Raw genomic sequence first — 17,528 nt, 5'->3', positions numbered from 1 at the left:
ACCCTTGTGGTAACAAGACTTTTCGACAACTGTCGTATTGCGGCGGTTGGCGGGGAGTCTTTTTTGTTTGCCTCTCCGCCCCCACTCAACACATGGAAGGAAGGAATACCAATGACAGACGCCTACTACAAACAATCCCCGCAACAGGCGCTGGAGAGCCAGAAATCCAGTGCCAGCGGACTGTCCAGCCAAGAGGCTGCAGCCCGTGCCCAGCAGTTTGGCCCCAATCAACTGGCCGAAGGCGAGAAGAAAAGCGTGCTCCAGGTGTTCGCCGAGCAGTTCAAAGATCTGCTGGTGATCATCCTCATCATCGCCGCTTTGATTTCCGCCGCATCCAGCAACCTGGAGAGCACCATCGTCATCTTTGCCGTGCTCATCCTCAACGCCATTTTGGGTACGGTCCAGTACTTCAAAGCGGAAAAATCCCTGGAAAGCCTCAAAGCCATGTCCTCTCCCTCGGCGAAAGTGCTGCGGGACGGCAAGCGTGTGGAAATCCCCTCTGCCCAGGTGGTGCCCGGCGACATCGTACTGCTGGAAGCCGGCGACATGGTGGTGGCGGATGGCCGCATTTTGGAAAACTACTCCCTGAAGGTCAATGAGAGCTCCCTCACCGGTGAAAGCGAAGGCGTGGACAAGACGGCCGATGCCATCCATGCCGATCAGGTGGCCCTGGGCGACCAGAAAAATATGGTTTTCTCCGGCTCCCTGGTCACTTATGGCCGTGCCACCGTGCTGGTCACTGCCACCGGTATGAACACCGAGCTGGGTAAGATCGCCACCCTGATGAATCAGACCCAGCAGCGCAAGACTCCCCTCCAGGAGAGTTTGGATAACTTCAGCGCCAAGCTGGCCATTGTCATCATGGTCATCTGCGCCGTGGTCTTTGGCCTGTCTATTTTCCGCACCCACATGACCATTCTGGACTCCCTGATGTTCGCCGTGGCTCTGGCCGTGGCCGCCATTCCCGAAGCTCTGTCCTCCATCGTCACCATCGTGCTGGCCATGGGCACTCAGAAGATGGCCAAACAAAACGCCATCATGAAGGACCTCAAAGCGGTGGAAAGCCTGGGCAGCGTCTCCGTCATCTGCTCGGATAAGACCGGCACCCTGACCCAGAACAAGATGACCCCCCAGAAGGTGTACGCCGACGGCGCCCTGCTGGAGGGCAAGGATCTGAACCTGGCCAACCACGTCCAGCGCACACTGCTGAAAGCGGCTCTGCTGGCCAGTGATGCCACCCACGAGGAGGAGACCGGCGTCTCCATTGGTGACCCCACCGAGGTAGCTCTGGTGATGCTGGGTGAGCAGTTCGGCGTGGAAGAGGAAACCTATCGTGTTCAGCACCCCCGCCTGGGCGAGCTTGCCTTTGACTCCGACCGCAAACTCATGAGCACCCTCCACGACATTGACGGAGTGCCCACTCTGTTCACCAAGGGCGCCATGGATGTGCTGCTGGATCGCTCCCAGTGGCTACTCACCAGCGATGGCCGCGTGCCCTTCACTCAGGAGATGAAAGAGGAGATCGGCCGCATCAACACCCAGCTCTCCTCCGAGGGCCTGCGTGTGCTGGCCTTTGCCTACCGGGAACTGGACGCCATTCGTCCTCTGTCTCTGGAAGACGAACAGGAATTTACCTTCCTGGGCCTCATCTCCATGATCGACCCGCCCCGTCCCGAGGCCATCCAGGCTGTGGCCGATGCCAAGCAGGGCGGCATTCGCACCATCATGATCACCGGCGACCACAAGATCACCGCCACTGCCATCGCCAAACAGCTGGGCATCTTCCAGGAGGGCGATCAGGCTCTGTCCGGTGTGGAGCTGGACAATATGAGCGAGGAGGACCTGGACCAGTGCCTGACCTCCGTCTCCGTCTACGCCCGCGTCTCTCCCGAGCACAAGATCCGCATCGTCAACGCCTGGCAGCGCCGTGGTAACATCGTGTCCATGACCGGTGACGGCGTCAATGACGCCCCTGCCCTGAAGAAGGCGGACATCGGCGTGGCTATGGGCATCACCGGCACTGAGGTGTCCAAGGATGCCGCTTCCATGATTCTGGCCGACGACAACTTCGCCACCATCGTCAAAGCGGTGGTCAATGGCCGCAGCGTGTACGCCAACATCAAAAACGCCATCCAGTTCCTGCTCTCGGGCAACGCCGCCGGTATTTTCTGCGTGCTGTACGCCTCCCTGCTGGCTCTGCCCGTCCCCTTCCAGCCGGTGCACCTGTTGTTCATCAACCTGCTCACTGACTCCCTGCCCGCCATTGCCATCGGTATGGAGCCTGCCCGCAGAGGCCTGTTGAACCAGAAGCCCCGTGACCCCAAGGAGCCCATCCTCACCCAACCTCTGCTGGCCCGCATCGGCATCCAGGGTCTTCTTATTGCCATCGTCACCATGGTGGCCTTCTACCTGGGCTATCAAAACGGGGACGCTGCTCTGGCCTCCACCATGGCCTTTGCCACCCTCACGCTGGCCCGTCTGTTCCATGGCTTCAACTGCCGTGGCGCCGAGTCCATCTTCACGTTGAAGCTCTCCACCAACAAGTCCTCCATTATGGCTTTCTTCGCCGGTGTGGTGCTGTTGTTGCTGGTGCTCTTCGTGCCCGGTCTCAACTCCCTGTTCCTGGTCTCCCCCGCCTTTGGCATTGCCAACCTGGGCGAGATCGTTGGCTTGGCCCTCCTGCCCACCATTGTCATCCAGATTGCCAAGGTGATTTTGGAGCGCAAGTAACCCTACCAAAAAGGACCTCATGTTCTCCGGAACATGAGGTCCTTTTCTTTTATAATGCGTACTGAGAAATCACGGAGCAAATGCGAGCCACGTCTGCCCCGGCAGTAAACTCAAAGCGAATCCGGCCCAAGGAGCTGAACCACAGCTCCAGTTCGCTGTCCAAATCAAACACGCCGGAGGTCTCAATGGAGAACGCCTGCACTTTTTTATAGGGCAGAGAAGAATAATCCGTTTTCTTCCCTGTCAGCCCCTGTACGTTGATGGTGATGACCCGCTTGTTGGTGAACACCACCCCGTCTCGCACCGTACGGAAGGAGGCCACAATCTCCTCACCCGGCGCAAACAAGGGCATCAGCCGATCCTCATAAGTGCTGTTGTCCACCTGTTTGAGCTTGAGAAAATCCGCATTTTCAAAGTCGATCATATGCATTCCTCCTTTGAGTATTTGGGTCGATTATATCACCGAATCTGTCCGCTGTCTACACAAGAGAAAATCGTGAAGTTTCATTGAAATACCGCAGTTTTTGCGGTATAATGAGCCCAAGAGAGAAACTTTGGAAATTGGAGGAAACCTACCATGCCTGAAACCGAATCCCCCCGTCGGAAGCGGCGGCGCTTCCACCTGCCCGGATCCCCTTTGCTGCGCAAACTGCTGGCCATCGTAGTCGCAGTGGCGGTCATTGTTGTGGCCCTGTCCCTGGTGCGTCCCACCCTTTTTACCGATCAAAAAACCACCAAACTGGGCTTTGAAAACATTGGGGAATTGGCTACGCAGTCTGCCTACTGTTCTCCTGTGGGGGTCATCGAAGGCGACCGCGAGTTGTTCGGCATCTCCATTCCCTTTACACAGAGTAAATACATCTACAGCTATGACGTAGTCATCAAAGCCGGCTACGACTTTGCCGGCATCACTTGGTCGATCAAAGACGATTCTACCATCGTCGTACATCTCCCCGAGCTGAAAATTCTCAGCAGCGAAATCCTTCTGGATTCTTTGAAGATTTACCTGGAAGACGAGAGTATCTTCCGTCAAATCAAGCTGGGGGAAACCAACGCTGCACTGCAAAAACTGGAAGAGCAAGCGCAAGCAGATGCTATTGCCAACGGATTGTTTGAAAACGCCCGTACTAATGTCGAGAGTATTCTCACTGGATTCTTCGGAAACGTCTACGATCTGGAGCAATATGAGATTCAATTTGAAGGTGGAGAAGCAGGAGGTAATACATGAAAAAGGCATTGCTGATGGGGCTGGGCTGCGTGGTCCTGGCCATCGTACTGTTTTATTTCTGGCTGTTTTTGACGGCATAAAAATAAGGAGAGCAGCTGTGCTGCTCTCCTTATTTTTATGCAACGCCCAGATATTCCTCCAGGCAAAGTCCGCTTTCATACACTTTTTCAGCCAGTTCCGTCCCCAAATACCGGATGTGCCAAGGTTCATACTGATATCCCGTCACATTCTCTTTCCCCTTGGGATAGCGGATGATGAAACCGTACTCATGGGCATGAGCTGCCAACCACTTTCCCGCTCCGGTATAGGCAAATTGCAAATTTACCCAGCCCACATCAAAAGCCAGCCCCGTCTGGTGCTCCGAGTGTCCCGGCCAGGCAGAGTAGGTGTCCGCCTTCTCCACCCCGTCTACAGCCACATAGTCGTTGTACAGTTCTTCCTGATAGTCGAAAGAGCGGAAGCCGCTCATCATGGGCAAGGAATACCCCGCATTCCAAGCCGCAGACTGGAGCTTCTGCAACGCCTGGTAGGCCTCCGGATCCTCCCCGCTTCCATAGCTACGGGGAAGGGCATAGTCTTTGTTGACCAGAAGCACCCCGTCCACATACGTAGGCTCCACAGAATCGTAGTAGCCGTAGCTTTTTCCACTGGGGGACAACGGGCCCTGCTCCACCAGCACATCCATTTCCTTACTGCCAATCGACGAAGTCTCCTGGGGCTCCGGGGTGGTCTCCACCACCGGCTCATATGCCTCCACGGATTGTTGTTGTAGCCACTGCCCCGCAATGCTGGTGGAACATCCGGACACCATCGTCAGCGCCCCCACCACACTGCTCAGCAACAGTGCTTTTATCATCGAGTTCCTCACGGATAAACCTCCTGTTGTATGACACAGTCCACGTTCAGACTTCACTTATCATACACCATTCCGTTCTCCATGTCAACAACCCCCACTTATTTACAGTATGAATTTTGCACAAAAAATTAGGTAACTCCCCATGGTTTCGCCGTTTTTTGTCACATTTTATCGAATCATCCCATCCTGGATTATCATGTGCTTCACGGCGTCAATGGCCAGGTCAATGACGCCCTGGGTGTCGTGACACTCCTCGTGGGGTAGTCCAGCTCGATCCCGCTCTTGATTCCAAATGCACAACATGACCGCTCCAGCCCGAATGCGCAACACGGACGAGACCACAAACAGCGCCGCCGTCTCCATCTCACTGGCTAAAGCGCCCCCTTTGATCCACGCCTCCCACCTGGCAAGTAGTTCTCCTTGCACTGGCATGCGCTGGGGTGAATGTTGCCCGTAAAAGCTATCCTTACACTGGACCACGCCCACGTGATGGGGCATGCCTCGGTCTATGGCAGCCTGCTTGAGTGCAGCAGTCACAGAAAAGTCCGCCACCGCCGGATACTCAATGGGCAAGTACTCCCGGCTGGTCCCGTCCTGGCGAATAGCCGCCTGAACAATCACCGCATCGCCAGCCCGCACCTGCTGCTGCATCCCGCCACTGGTTCCCACCCGAATCATGGTGGTCACCCCCAGCTGGGCCAATTCCTCTACCGCAATGGCTGTGGATGGGCCACCGATTCCGTGGGACATCACCAACACAGGCTGTTGCGCCAGATATCCTAAATAACTGGTGTACTCTCGGTTACGAGCTAAAAATTTGGGGCAGTCCAACCCCTGGGCAATGGTCTCGATCCGGCCTGGGTCTCCAGCCAGGATGGCGTATTTCGCTCCTTCCAGCATAGCTTGGTCTAATTGAATGTGATACTGCATAATCTCACTCCTTCCCAGGTGCCTTGGAAGGCCGGTCGCTGGCCTTCCTTCTTATAATATATTGTACACCTGCTCCCCCATTCGTCAACGAAAACTTCCCCTCCGTGTGTGGAACATCTTCTTTTCCCAAATCATAGACTGGGCCAACACCTGATTCATGGATAAAAGGAGGCCGCTATGAGACGACGTTGTCACTGCTGCTGTCTGGCACATACCATCTGTTCCCTACCACCCTGCCCCGTCCAGCTCCCTTGTTGTGTGTGTCCCCCGGGCCCTGCGGGTGCAGCTGCCACCATTACCATCGGAACCGTCACCACCGGTGCCCCCGGCACCCCCGCCCAAGTCACCAACTCCGGTACACCCCAAAATGCCGTACTCAATTTCACCATTCCCCAGGGAGAACCGGGCTCTTCCCCATCCCCCAGTCTGGTTTCCTCATACTCCACCCCCACCCAACCCGGAACCTCCGGCACTCCCATCACTTTTGACCGCAATTCTCTAAGCCTGGGCAACGATATCTCCCACACCTCAGGCAGCGACACCTTTACCATCACCACACCTGGGATATATTCCGTAGAATTTCATGGGGTGATTTCCCCTGCAGACACTGACACCTTTCCCGCTACCATCATCACCTCTCTGGAGGCCAACGGCTCCATCGTCCCTGGAGGCTCCGTCCCGTTCAACTTTCAATCTGCCTCCGACGCCTCGGAGCAATCCTTCACCGTACCTATTTCTGTCACCAATGTCCCCACCACCCTGCAAATCGTCCCCACCGGCACTTCTTACCAAGCAGATGCCGTATCCATGACGGTGACCCGTCTAGGTGACAACTGACAGAATGCTTCTCTGTTGGGATGAAGAAAAGTTTGTGCATCTTCTCTCTTTCTGCTACAATAGATAAAGATCACTCATGGACTTGCATTGAATTTACGTGATATCACCATATCATGCTCCCTATAAGCTGTCACTTGGGAAAGGATGAGTACTTCAATGTCCAACAAAACCTTATACACCGTGGTTGTAGCAGACGATGAGGATGAGTTGCGAGAGGCCATGTGCGCCATGATCCCTTGGCAAGACCATGGTTTTCAGTTACTAGGCAGTGCCAGCAATGGTCTCGATGCTCTACAACTGGTGGAACAGTATGAACCGGATTTACTCCTGACCGACATTCGCATGCCTTTCATCTCTGGCATCGAACTGGCCCGCAGCGTCCGAGAGGTACGTCCGGCCACCAACATCGCTTTCCTCAGCGGCTACGACGATTTTGAGTATGCCAAGCAGGCTATTCAGTACAATATCATCAGTTATATGCTCAAGCCCCTAACTCTGGAGGGGCTAGGGGTAGAATTGGACAACATCCGACAGAAAATCGACGCGCAATTCGCCATGTTCCGTCAGGCAGCGTCCCAGGGAACGGGTCCCAACCAGCAGGCCAGCATGCTCATGCCCTTGGTTTTGGATGATTATGCAGAATTGGGTGACGAGGAGCAGCTGGTGGCCTATGCCAGACAATGTGGTCTGTTGCGGGACGATTTGGACAAACCCTGCTATTCCATCATGGTCACATGCCTGATGGAAGAGGATGGCTCCAACCGCACCACCCCTTCCTTTGTGTCTTCTGTGGACACTTTGGCAGCCAAATATTTGCGTGGAGTCAGTTTTTACGCTTCCGGCAAAGTCATATCGGTGCTACTGGGTAATCCCTCCGATTTTGACGAGTATTTGCATATCCTGGCCGACGAAATCGCCCAAATGGCTGACCGTATTTTGACCAAGCGTTGTCGCATTGGCGTCAGCCGCATGGCTCGCTCCCTCTCCACGCTGCACGCGGCCTATAAAGAGGCCATGGATGCCTTGCGTCAAGGAGACCCCGGAGAGAGCTGTGTACTGTTTATCAGCGATTTAGCTCCCGCCTCCAAAGGCGGGCATCTGCTGTGCCAGCGGGCCTTGGAGGAACTGGATCAACATTATATGGATGTGGATTTGTCCCCGGTCTCCCTCAGCGGCATGTTGGATGTCAGCCCCAACCACCTCAGCGCCTGCATCAAAAAATATGCCGGAGAAACCTTCATCAACATTCTCATCCGCAAACGCATGGAGGCGGCCCGGGATCTGCTCATCCACTCCAATTTAAAGATTCAGGACATTTCCCAGCGGTGTGGTTACACAGACCAACACTACTTCAGCTACTGCTTTAAAAAATACTGCGGGGAGTCCCCCAACGCCCTGCGCCGCCGTCTGGAATTGGAGAAAGTGGGTGTCCCCACTTGAACGAAAAGCTCTCTCAAACCGGTCTGCGCATTACCACCATCCTGGTAGCTATGGTGGTGGGTGTGGTCTCCATCATCGTATGCTGCTTCATTGTGCTGTTTTTGAACCAGTACCGCAGCGCCATGGTGCAAAGCGCCTGTACCAACAGTGTACAATCCTCCTCTCAGGTCTCCAATACCGTGGCCGCCTATCTATCCGATATGAAGCAGGCCATGGCCTTGGTGGAACAGTCCATGACCGAAGACGACGCCAGCCGAGACGAACTTCTGGGCGCGTTTTTGGAATTCCGCCCTGATGTGGTGGCCGTCACCAGCTACTCTTCTCAAGGCCAGTTGTTGCAGTGCTGGTCTCCTGGCCGCCAACCCAAGGAGCACATTCTGGAAAATCTGTCCTTTGATTTGGAACAGGCTCAGGCATCAAACTCAGCCTATATGTCCCCACCCCATGTGGAGAGCATTTTTGAGGGGTACTATCCCTGGGTGGTCACCATGACCTCCCAGCTGCCCCCCAAAAGCTCCGCCACCTGGGTCTCTCTGGACCTGAGCTTTTCCAGTCTGTCCAGCTATATCAATAGCGTCAGCATTGGTCAGCGTGGATATTGTTTCCTGATGGACCAGAAGGGAAACATGGTCTACCATCCTCAGCAGCAACTACTCTACTCGGGGTTGAAAAGCGAGGATACCTCCCAACTCTCCCAGCTGAGCGATGGGGCCCACGTCAACGACACCGTCATCTACTCTCTGACCAGCGTGGCGGGGAGCGATTGGCGGGTGGTGGGCGTCAGCTATGTAGACGAGCTGGTAGGACGCAACGTCACCGAGATGATTCATCTGACCATGCTGGGTGTGGTCATCGTCCTCATTCTCTCCTTGCTCACCAGCTGGCTACTCTCCCGGCTGCTGGGTCGCCCCCTTCGGGCGCTGGCCTCTGCCATGGAGAGTTTTGAGGCCGATGCCGACCACTTCAATTACCATCCCGTAGGCGGTACCCGAGAGGTACAAGAGCTGTCCTGTTCCTTTGGCCACATGGTCATGCGCATTCAGCAGCTGATGACCACGGTGCGCGAAGAGGAGGTCAACCTGCGCAAAACGGAATTGAAAGCATTGCAAGCCCAAATCAACCCCCACTTCCTGTACAATACCCTGGACTCCATCGCCTGGATGTGTGAACAGGGCCGAAATGCTGATGCGGTGAAAATGGTACATGCTCTGGCCCGATTGTTCCGCATCAGCATCAGCAAAGGTCACGAGCTTATTCCCATCGCCAAGGAAATTCAGCACGCCGAGAGCTACCTGCAAATTCAAAAGTATCGCTACCGCAACCGCTTCACCTATCAGTTCCATGTGGACCCCGCCTGTCTGGACTATCTGTGTAATAAAATTACCCTGCAGCCCATCATCGAAAACGCCATCAACCACGGACTGGACCTGTTGGTGGATGAGGGAAGCATTGACGTATATGTGCGCCAGGACGGGGATGACATCGTCTTCCGGGTGATGGATGACGGCGTGGGCATGAGCCAAGAGCAGATTGTGGCCATCATGGAACACGGCCCCAAAGATCGGTCTGGCATTGGTATTCGAAACGTCAATGACCGACTGCAAATCTATTTTGGCAAGGAATACGGTCTGACCATCACCAGCAAGTTGGACGCAGGCACCTGTGTGGAAATCCGCATGCCGAAGATCAAGGAGGGAAACTATGAAGGGAAATAAACGAACCGCTCTGCTCCTTGTCTTGGCTTTGGCGCTCTCCCTGCTGTGCGGATGTTCCCCCATGTCCACCATTTCCCCCCAGCATACGGTGACCCTCATTGCCAAATCCACACAGACGGAATTTTGGCTGTCTGTATTTGCTGGGGCCAAAGCAGCAGCCACCGAGTACAACCTGGACCTGAACATCATCGGCCCCAGTGCGGAGGAGGACTACGAGACCCAAAACCAAATGGTTCAGGATGCCGTAGGGGCTGGCAGCGAAGCGCTGGTCTTCTCCGCCATCCACTACGACAACAACGCCGATGCCATCAATCAAGCCGCACAAGCGGGATTGAAAATTGTGGCCATCGACAGCAACGTCAACTCCTCTGCCGTATCCACCTACATCGGCACCGACAACTATGCCGCAGGCCAGATGGCCGCTCAGGCCGCATTGGAACGGGTGTCCGGGCAACTGAACGTGGGCATCATCAACTATGATGTCAGCAGTGCCAACGGCCAAGAGCGCGAGCGCGGCGCTGTAGAAACCTTCACAAAAAGTGGACGGGCACAGGTGGTCACGGTGGTCAACACCCTGTCCGATGCCCACCGCGCCCAAGCCGACACCGAGGCCCTGCTTCAGCAGAACCCGGACATCAACGTCCTACTGGCCTTCAATGAGCCCACCAGTGTGGGCGCAGCACAGGCCATCCAGGACAGAAACCAATCTGACCAAGTGTTTCTGGTGGGCTTCGACTCCAACGTCCACACCGTGGACGGTCTGCAGGACGGATCGGTGGATGCCCTCATTGTGCAAAATCCCTATGCCATGGGATACCTGGGCGTGGAAAGCGCCTACAAGCTACTCACAGGTCAGAAAAAAAATTTACCGGAAATCGTGGACACCTCAACCCGCATTGTGGACCGTACAAATTTGTTCACCATGGATAGTCAAAAAGCCCTATTTGCCTTTGAATCCCAAAGTCGTTGGTGATGTTGCACATATTTCTTCTTTTTCCTTTTCACATTCTGTCTGGATGGGATAAAAAATTCACCCTTTCATCGGTGAATTTTCACCTTGTTTTTTTACCCAATTTTCTATAACATTGTGTACAGAAGTTGGGGCTGCATTTGTGCATCCCATCAAATTTCAGACAAGAAAAGGAGAATCGTTATGAAGAAAGCTCTTGCACTGACTCTGGCCGCCACTATGGCTCTGGGGCTGGCCGCCTGCGGCTCTACTCCTAGCAATTCTGAGGGTGGCAATGGCGGTGGTGAAACCGTAGCCAACAAGGACAAGCCTCTGGTCTGGTTCAACCGTCAGCCTTCCAACTCCACCACCGGTGAGCTGAACATGGAGGCTCTGAGCTTCAATGACAACACCTACTACGTGGGCTTCGATGCCAACCAGGGTGCTGAGCTTCAGGGTCAGATGGTTCTGGATTACATCAAGAACAACATTGATACCATCGACAAGAACGGCGACGGCATCATCGGTTACGTTCTGGCCATCGGCGATAAGGGCCACAACGACTCCATTGCTCGTACCCGCGGCGTCCGCTCCGCTCTGGGCACTGGCGTGAAGGATGACAAGGGCAACATCAACAGCGAGGCTGTTGGTACCAACGTGGATGGCAAGTCCACCTATGTACAGGACAGCACTCTGGAAGTGGACGGCAAGACCTACACCATCCGTGAGCTGGCCTCCCAGGAGATGAAGAACTCCACCGGTGCCACTTGGGATCAGTCCACCGCTGGTAACGCCATCGGCACCTGGTCCGCCTCCTTCGGTGATCAGATCGACGTGGTGGTTTCCAACAACGACGGCATGGGCATGGCTATGTTCAACGCCTGGGCCAAGGCCAAGGAAGTTCCCACCTTTGGTTATGATGCCAACTCCGACGCCGTGGCTGCCATCGCCGATGGTTACGGCGGCACCATCAGCCAGCACGCTGACGTGCAGGCCTACCTGACCCTGCGTGTGCTGCGCAACGCTCTGGACGGCGTGGACGCTGACACCGGCATCGGCACCAAGGACGCCGCTGGCAACCAGCTCAGCGAGGACGTGTTCCGTTACGACGCCGAGTCCCGTTCCTACTATGCTCTGAACGTGGCTGTCACCAAGGACAACTACAAGGACTTCCTGGACTCCAAGGTGACTTGGGCTCCCGTTTCCAACCAGCTGGATGAGAAGACCAGCCCCGTGAAGAAGGTTTGGCTGGACATCTATAACTCCAACGATACCTTCCTCAGCTCCACTTATCAGCCCCTGCTGCAGCAGTACGACAAGCTGCTGAACCTGGATGTTGAGTACATCGGCGGCGACGGTCAGTCCGAGAGCAGCGTTCTCAACCGTCTGACCAATCCCAGCGCCTATGACGCTTTCGCCATCAACATGATCAAGACCGATAACGCCAGCTCCTACATCAACCAGCTCAAGCAGTAATTCCCCGAAGATTTGGTAATCTTCCAGTTCACCCATTAGTGTAGTATAAGCTATTAGGGAGAAGGAATTCTCCGGCAGGAGAACGAATCTTCCTGTTCGGCAGAAGGAATTCTCCCTAATAGCATGTTTAAAGGAAACCTTCGACAGGCTTTGCCCTGTCAATCTGAAACAGGAGTAACGAGAATGGCAGATACAAAAGACGATATTGTCCTGTCCATCCGTGGTATGTGCAAGTCTTTTGGTCGAAACCGCGTGCTGGATCACATCAACCTGGACATCAAAAAAGGAACCGTCATGGGTCTGATGGGAGAAAACGGCGCCGGCAAGTCCACCATGATGAAGTGCCTGTTCGGCACCTACCAAAAGGACGAGGGAAGGATTTATTTTAACGGCAAGGAGATCAACTTCTCCGGCCCCAAGGATGCCCTGGAAAACGGAATCGCCATGGTGCACCAGGAGCTGAACCAGTGCCTGGAGCGCAGCGTCATTGACAACCTGTTCCTGGGCCGCTACCCCGTCAACGCCATGGGCGTGGTCGACGAGGGTGTTATGAAGAAGAAAGCATCTGAGCTGTTCCGAAAGCTGGGCATCACCGTGAACCTGACCCAGCCCATGCGGAACATGTCAGTTTCTCAACGGCAGATGTGTGAGATCGCCAAGGCCATCTCCTACAACGCCAAGGTAATCGTTCTGGACGAGCCCACCTCCTCCCTGACCGTGAAGGAAGTGGACAAGCTCTTCGAAATGATGCGCATGCTCCGGGATCAGGGCATCTCCCTGATTTACATCTCCCACAAGATGGACGAGATCTTCGAGATCTGTGATGAGATCTCGGTGCTGCGTGACGGTAATCTGGTTATGACCAAGCCCTCCAAGGAAACCAACATGGGCGAACTCATCAGCGCCATGGTGGGTCGCTCCCTGGAGAGCCGATTCCCCCCGGTGGACAACACCCCCGGAAAACCCATCCTGTCGGTGCAGCACCTGTCCACCAAGTTTGCCCCTCACCTCACCGACATCTCCTTCGATGTGCGAGAGGGCGAGATCTTCGGCCTGTACGGTCTGGTGGGCGCTGGCCGTACCGAGCTGATGGAGACCATCTTCGGCATGCGTACTCGTGCCTCTGGCCGCGTGTACTTCCGGGATCGGCTGATGAACTTTAACACCCCCAAGGAAGCCATCGACCACGGATTCGCACTGATTACCGAGGAACGCAAGGCCAACGGTCTGTTCCTCAAGTGTGACCTGACCTTCAACACCACCATCGCCAACCTGAATCAGTACAAGAGCGGCGTAGCTCTGTCTGATCCGAAGATGGTGAAGGCCACCAACAAGGAGCTGCGCATCATGCACACCAAGTGTATGGGCCCCGAGGACATGATTACCAGCCTGTCCGGCGGTAACCAGCAGAAGGTCATCTTTGGCCGCTGGCTGGAGCGCGAACCCCAAATCTTTATGATGGACGAACCCACCCGAGGCATCGACGTGGGTGCAAAGTACGAGATTTACGAGCTGATCATCAACATGGCAAAACAGGGCAAGACCATCATCGTGGTCTCCTCCGAAATGCCTGAGATCCTTGGTATCACCAACCGCATCGGCGTGATGTCCAACGGACGTCTGTCTGGTATCGTCAACACCAAGGAAACTGACCAGGAAGAGCTCTTGCGTCTGAGCGCAAAATACCTTTAATGGGAGAAGTGGCATATGGCATCTGTGAAAACAAATATTTTGACGGCTGAGCAGGAGGAAAAGCTCCGCCAGTCCATCGACGAATACGTCGGCAGTATTCAGGAGAAAATTGACGCTTTGCGGGCAGATGGCGCTGACAAAGTGCTGGAAATCCAGGGCAATCTGGACAGCCTGAAGCGGGATCGCATTTATACTCAGCAGGAGAAGGATTCCATCGCCGCTGGTTGGCGCAAGGAGCTGGAGAAGGCTAAGGCTGTGGAGGCCAAGAACAAGGCTGAGGTCGCCAAGCTGGTGGCTGACGCTGAGACCTATCTGAAGGCTCACTTCAACCAGGACTACTTCCAGTACGTGGCTGCCAGCTGCAAGGAAGAGAAGGCCTTCGCTCAGGAGAAGTATCGTGCCACTGTGGCACAGCTGAACCAGGAGCACGAAAAGACCCTGGCTAAGCTCACCGATTCCCACGAGATTAAGGACGAGAAGTACGTCCACAAAAACCGTCTCTTTGACGCCAAGATGCAGCTGGCCAAGGATCTGCAAGAGATCAAGGACCGCCGCCACGCCGCCTATGAGCACAAGTTCCACCTCATCGACCTGCTGCGCATGTCCAAGTTCACCTTTGCTGAGACCATGGCTCAGAAGGTGGAGAACTACCGCTACACCTTCAACCGCCGGGACTTCTTCCTGCGTAACGGTCTGTATCTGGCCATCATCGTGGTTTTTGCCGCACTGTGCGTAATCACCCCCGCCGTCAAGGGCATGCAGCTGCTGACGGTGACCAACGTGCTGAACATCCTTCAGCAGGCCTCTCCCCGTATGTTCCTGGCTCTGGGCGTTGCTGGTCTGATCATGCTGGCCGGTACCGACCTGTCCATCGGCCGTATGATGGGTATGGGCATGACCGCCGCCACCATCGTCATGCACCAGGGCATCAACACCGGCTCTGTGTTCGGCCATGTGTTTGACTTTACCGGAATCCCTCTGGTGGGCCGCATCATCCTGGCTCTGGTGGTGTGTATCGTTCTGTGTACCGTCTTCACCATCATCGCTGGCTTCTTCACCGCCAAGTTCAAGATGCACCCCTTCATTTCCACCATGGCCAACATGCTGGTCATCTTCGGTCTGGCTACTTACGCCACCAAGGGCGTGTCCTTCGGTGGCATTGAGAGCACCATCCCCGACATGGTAATCCCCAAGCTGGGCACCTTCCCCACCATCATCCTGTGGGCCGCCGCCGCTGTGGCTATCGTATGGTTCATCTGGAACAAGACCACCTTCGGTAAGAACCTGTACGCCGTGGGCGGCAACCCCGAGGCTGCTGCCGTGTCCGGTATCTCCGTGTTCGCTGTCACCGTGGGCGCCTTCATCCTGGCTGGTATTCTCTACGGCTTCGGCTCCTGGCTGGAATGCATCCGTATGTACGGCTCTGGTTCCGCTGCTTACGGCCAAGGCTGGGAGATGGACGCCATCGCCGCCTGCGTGGTGGGCGGTGTGTCCTTCACCGGTGGTATCGGTAAGATCTCCGGCGTTGTGGTGGGCGTGTTCATCTTCACCGCTCTGACCTACGCCCTCACCGTTCTGGGTATCGACGCCAACCTGCAGTTCGTGTTCTCCGGTATCATCATCCTGGTGGCCGTGACCTTGGACTGCTTGAAGTACGTGCAGAAGAAGTAATTTCAATTTCATACGTACCAATCAAAACCCCCGGCCGGTGGCCGGGGGTTTTGTGCGTGTCTCAAAAACGCCATCATTTCTGACCGCTTGACAAGTTTAATCTAATCTGTTAGACTTACATTGTAATCTAACACATTCGACTAATCCCCTTCCAACCGAAAGGAGGCCACACCATGACAGAATTATTTCTCCACGTGGTAAACCTGAGCATATCGGCCAGTTGGCTCATTTTGGCGGTGCTGCTGGCCCGTGTGGTGATGCGGCGTGCACCCAAATGGGCCCACGTCCTGCTGTGGGGTCTGGTGGGGATTCGTCTGGTGTGCCCCATCTCGTTGGAGAGCATCTGGAGCCTGATCCCCAGCGCTCAGACCATCTCCCCCACTCTCTTGACCGATTCCACTCCCACGGTGCAGACCGGGTTTCCCACCTTGAACCAGTCCATCAATCCCGCACTGTCTCAAGCCGCGGCGGCCACCCCGGATGCCACACCGAACCTTTTAGAAATTTGGCTGCCTACACTGGCGTCGTTGTGGGTGTTGGGAATGGTCGTATGGATGGGGTATGCCGCTGTTGGCTACCTACACTTGCGCCGTAGTTTGTCCAATGCTGTGGAGGTGGAGGATCACATTTTCCAAAGCCCAGCGGCCCACGTTCCCTTTGTCCTGGGTCTATTTCATCCTAACATCTATCTGCCTCACTCCATGGACCCGGACACCTTGTCTCACGTGATCGCCCACGAACAGGCCCATCTGAAACGGCGGGATCACTGGTGGAAAGCCCTGGGCTTCCTGCTATTGTGCATCCACTGGTTTAATCCTCTGGTGTGGGTAGCCTACGGGACATTTTGCCGGGATGTGGAACTGGCCTGTGACGAGGCGGTGGTAAAGCATCTGGACCATCAGGCCCGAGCAGACTACTCCCAAGCCCTGCTTCTGTGCAGTGTGGGCCGCGCCTCCTGGAAGGCTGGTCCCCTGTGCTTCGGAGAAGTGGGGGTCAAACAGCGGGTCAAGGCTGTGCTGCGCTACCGCCGCCCTGCTCTCACCACGGTAGCCGCTTCGGTATTGCTGTGTGCTCTGGTGGGGGTGGCATTTCTCACCAATCCCATCCCCAACCGTAGCTTTCCCATGGATGGAAGCCGGGTATCTGACCTGAACCCCCAATGGATCATAGATGAAATTACAGCCATGGAGGGATTGAAGGACGGCACACCTCTGTGCATCAACGGAAATCAAATTGTATACCTCACCTCCAATTTTGAAATTCGGAAATCCGGAGAAGTATCGTTCTTCTATGTTCAAAAACAGCGGACGTACCGCGCCCAGCTAAAGATGTCGGCGGAAGAAGAAACCTATTCTGTCACCGCCCCCACCTCATGGCCTTGGCAGAACACCGTATTCAGCTTGCAGTCTTATTTGGATGCACTGAAATGCCTACCCCAGGAGGAAATCCGCCGCTTGGCTCCGGATGCTGATCTGTATTCCGTGACCATGGTGGAAAGTGGAACGCCGGACGACTGGGACCGCACCATCACCTACACCCCCAAAGGTGCAGGAGCCATTGACGGGTGGTACATCCACCTGCAAGTACAGCCCTTCTATGCAAATGAAGACAGCGGGTATCATGGGACCGGAGAGGATGTCATCCACCTGTTCTATGGCGGTGAAAGCAGCGTCCCAGCGGGTACCTATGTGGGGACAGATATTCCCGGCACCTTGGTGGCCAACGATATCCCCGGTGGCCTGGATTCCCCCTATCTGAGCCTGAGCGGCAATGGCACCTTTTTCTGGTCCCCGGCTCTAATCTCCAGCGCCGCCACCATTGGACTCTACGAGCAGACAGACGACGGGGTGATTCTCTATACCAACGAGGGCCACAACGCCTATGTATTCCGTAAAGTGGGCGACACCCTGGTCTATGACCCGGATGCCTCCACCCCCGCCCAGACATTTTCTCTGGAAGATTGGGCGTTCTTACCTTGAAGCATAAAATTTCCCCGGGAACTGA

General features: G+C 55.3%; 13 protein-coding genes. 10 read left to right on the top strand and 3 right to left on the bottom strand.

Going from position 1 to position 17,528, the window contains the following annotated elements:
• The first annotated feature begins 111 nt into the window (after positions 1-111).
• On the top strand, positions 112-2,730 hold the full coding sequence (locus B5G37_RS04060; RefSeq protein WP_087254276.1) for a cation-translocating P-type ATPase: 2,619 nt from the start codon (positions 112-114) through the stop codon (positions 2,728-2,730).
• 49 nt (positions 2,731-2,779) lie between these two features.
• Here B5G37_RS04060 and B5G37_RS04055 read toward each other — a convergent pair whose 3' ends face one another.
• A complete protein-coding gene (locus B5G37_RS04055; protein WP_087254273.1) occupies positions 2,780-3,154 on the bottom strand; it encodes a PH domain-containing protein in 375 nt (124 codons plus the stop codon).
• A gap of 153 nt (positions 3,155-3,307) precedes the next feature.
• Between B5G37_RS04055 and B5G37_RS04050 the strand changes: the two genes are divergently transcribed.
• A complete protein-coding gene (locus tag B5G37_RS04050) occupies positions 3,308-3,958 on the top strand; it encodes a DUF4230 domain-containing protein (protein WP_087254270.1) in 651 nt (216 codons plus the stop codon).
• 115 nt (positions 3,959-4,073) lie between these two features.
• Here B5G37_RS04050 and B5G37_RS04045 read toward each other — a convergent pair whose 3' ends face one another.
• Positions 4,074-4,826 (bottom strand): M15 family metallopeptidase, encoded by a 753-nt coding sequence (locus B5G37_RS04045; RefSeq protein WP_242962753.1) that lies wholly within the window; start codon positions 4,824-4,826, stop codon positions 4,074-4,076.
• Between the two features lie 156 nt (positions 4,827-4,982).
• Positions 4,983-5,744: a uridine phosphorylase gene (gene udp, locus B5G37_RS04040; RefSeq protein WP_087254267.1), complete on the bottom strand. Its 762-nt coding sequence runs from the start codon at positions 5,742-5,744 to the stop codon at positions 4,983-4,985.
• A 177-nt stretch (positions 5,745-5,921) separates the two neighbouring features.
• Here udp and B5G37_RS04035 point away from each other — a divergent pair, with 177 nt between their 5' ends.
• From B5G37_RS04035 to B5G37_RS04000, 8 genes are all read left to right on the top strand, one after another.
• Positions 5,922-6,581: a hypothetical protein gene (locus B5G37_RS04035; protein WP_087254265.1), complete on the top strand. Its 660-nt coding sequence runs from the start codon at positions 5,922-5,924 to the stop codon at positions 6,579-6,581.
• Between the two features lie 156 nt (positions 6,582-6,737).
• Positions 6,738-8,021: a response regulator gene (locus B5G37_RS04030; protein ID WP_087254261.1), complete on the top strand. Its 1,284-nt coding sequence runs from the start codon at positions 6,738-6,740 to the stop codon at positions 8,019-8,021.
• A complete protein-coding gene (locus tag B5G37_RS04025; RefSeq protein ID WP_343229680.1) occupies positions 8,018-9,736 on the top strand; it encodes a sensor histidine kinase in 1,719 nt (572 codons plus the stop codon). The genes B5G37_RS04030 and B5G37_RS04025 overlap by 4 nt, the downstream gene beginning before the upstream one ends.
• Positions 9,723-10,709: a substrate-binding domain-containing protein gene (locus B5G37_RS04020; RefSeq protein WP_087254259.1), complete on the top strand. Its 987-nt coding sequence runs from the start codon at positions 9,723-9,725 to the stop codon at positions 10,707-10,709. Before B5G37_RS04025 ends, B5G37_RS04020 begins: the two co-directional genes overlap by 14 nt.
• A 180-nt stretch (positions 10,710-10,889) precedes the next feature.
• Positions 10,890-12,161, top strand: coding sequence for a substrate-binding domain-containing protein (locus B5G37_RS04015; protein WP_087254255.1), 1,272 nt, complete (start codon positions 10,890-10,892; stop codon positions 12,159-12,161).
• Between the two features lie 183 nt (positions 12,162-12,344).
• The gene (locus tag B5G37_RS04010; protein ID WP_087254252.1) at positions 12,345-13,853 is read left to right on the top strand and encodes a sugar ABC transporter ATP-binding protein; all 1,509 of its coding nucleotides are present in this window, start codon (positions 12,345-12,347) and stop codon (positions 13,851-13,853) included.
• A 15-nt stretch (positions 13,854-13,868) separates the two neighbouring features.
• Positions 13,869-15,524, top strand: a complete 1,656-nt coding sequence (locus tag B5G37_RS04005; protein ID WP_087254249.1) for a galactoside ABC transporter permease — start codon at positions 13,869-13,871, stop codon at positions 15,522-15,524.
• A 173-nt stretch (positions 15,525-15,697) separates the two neighbouring features.
• Positions 15,698-17,503, top strand: coding sequence for a M56 family metallopeptidase (locus tag B5G37_RS04000; protein ID WP_087254247.1), 1,806 nt, complete (start codon positions 15,698-15,700; stop codon positions 17,501-17,503).
• Positions 17,504-17,528: the final 25 nt, after the last annotated feature.

Source organism: Pseudoflavonifractor sp. An85 (assembly GCF_002161235.1).
In the GTDB taxonomy this organism is placed as follows: Bacteria; Bacillota; Clostridia; order Oscillospirales; family Oscillospiraceae; genus Enterenecus.
This window is presented reverse-complemented; position numbering and strand designations above follow the sequence as displayed.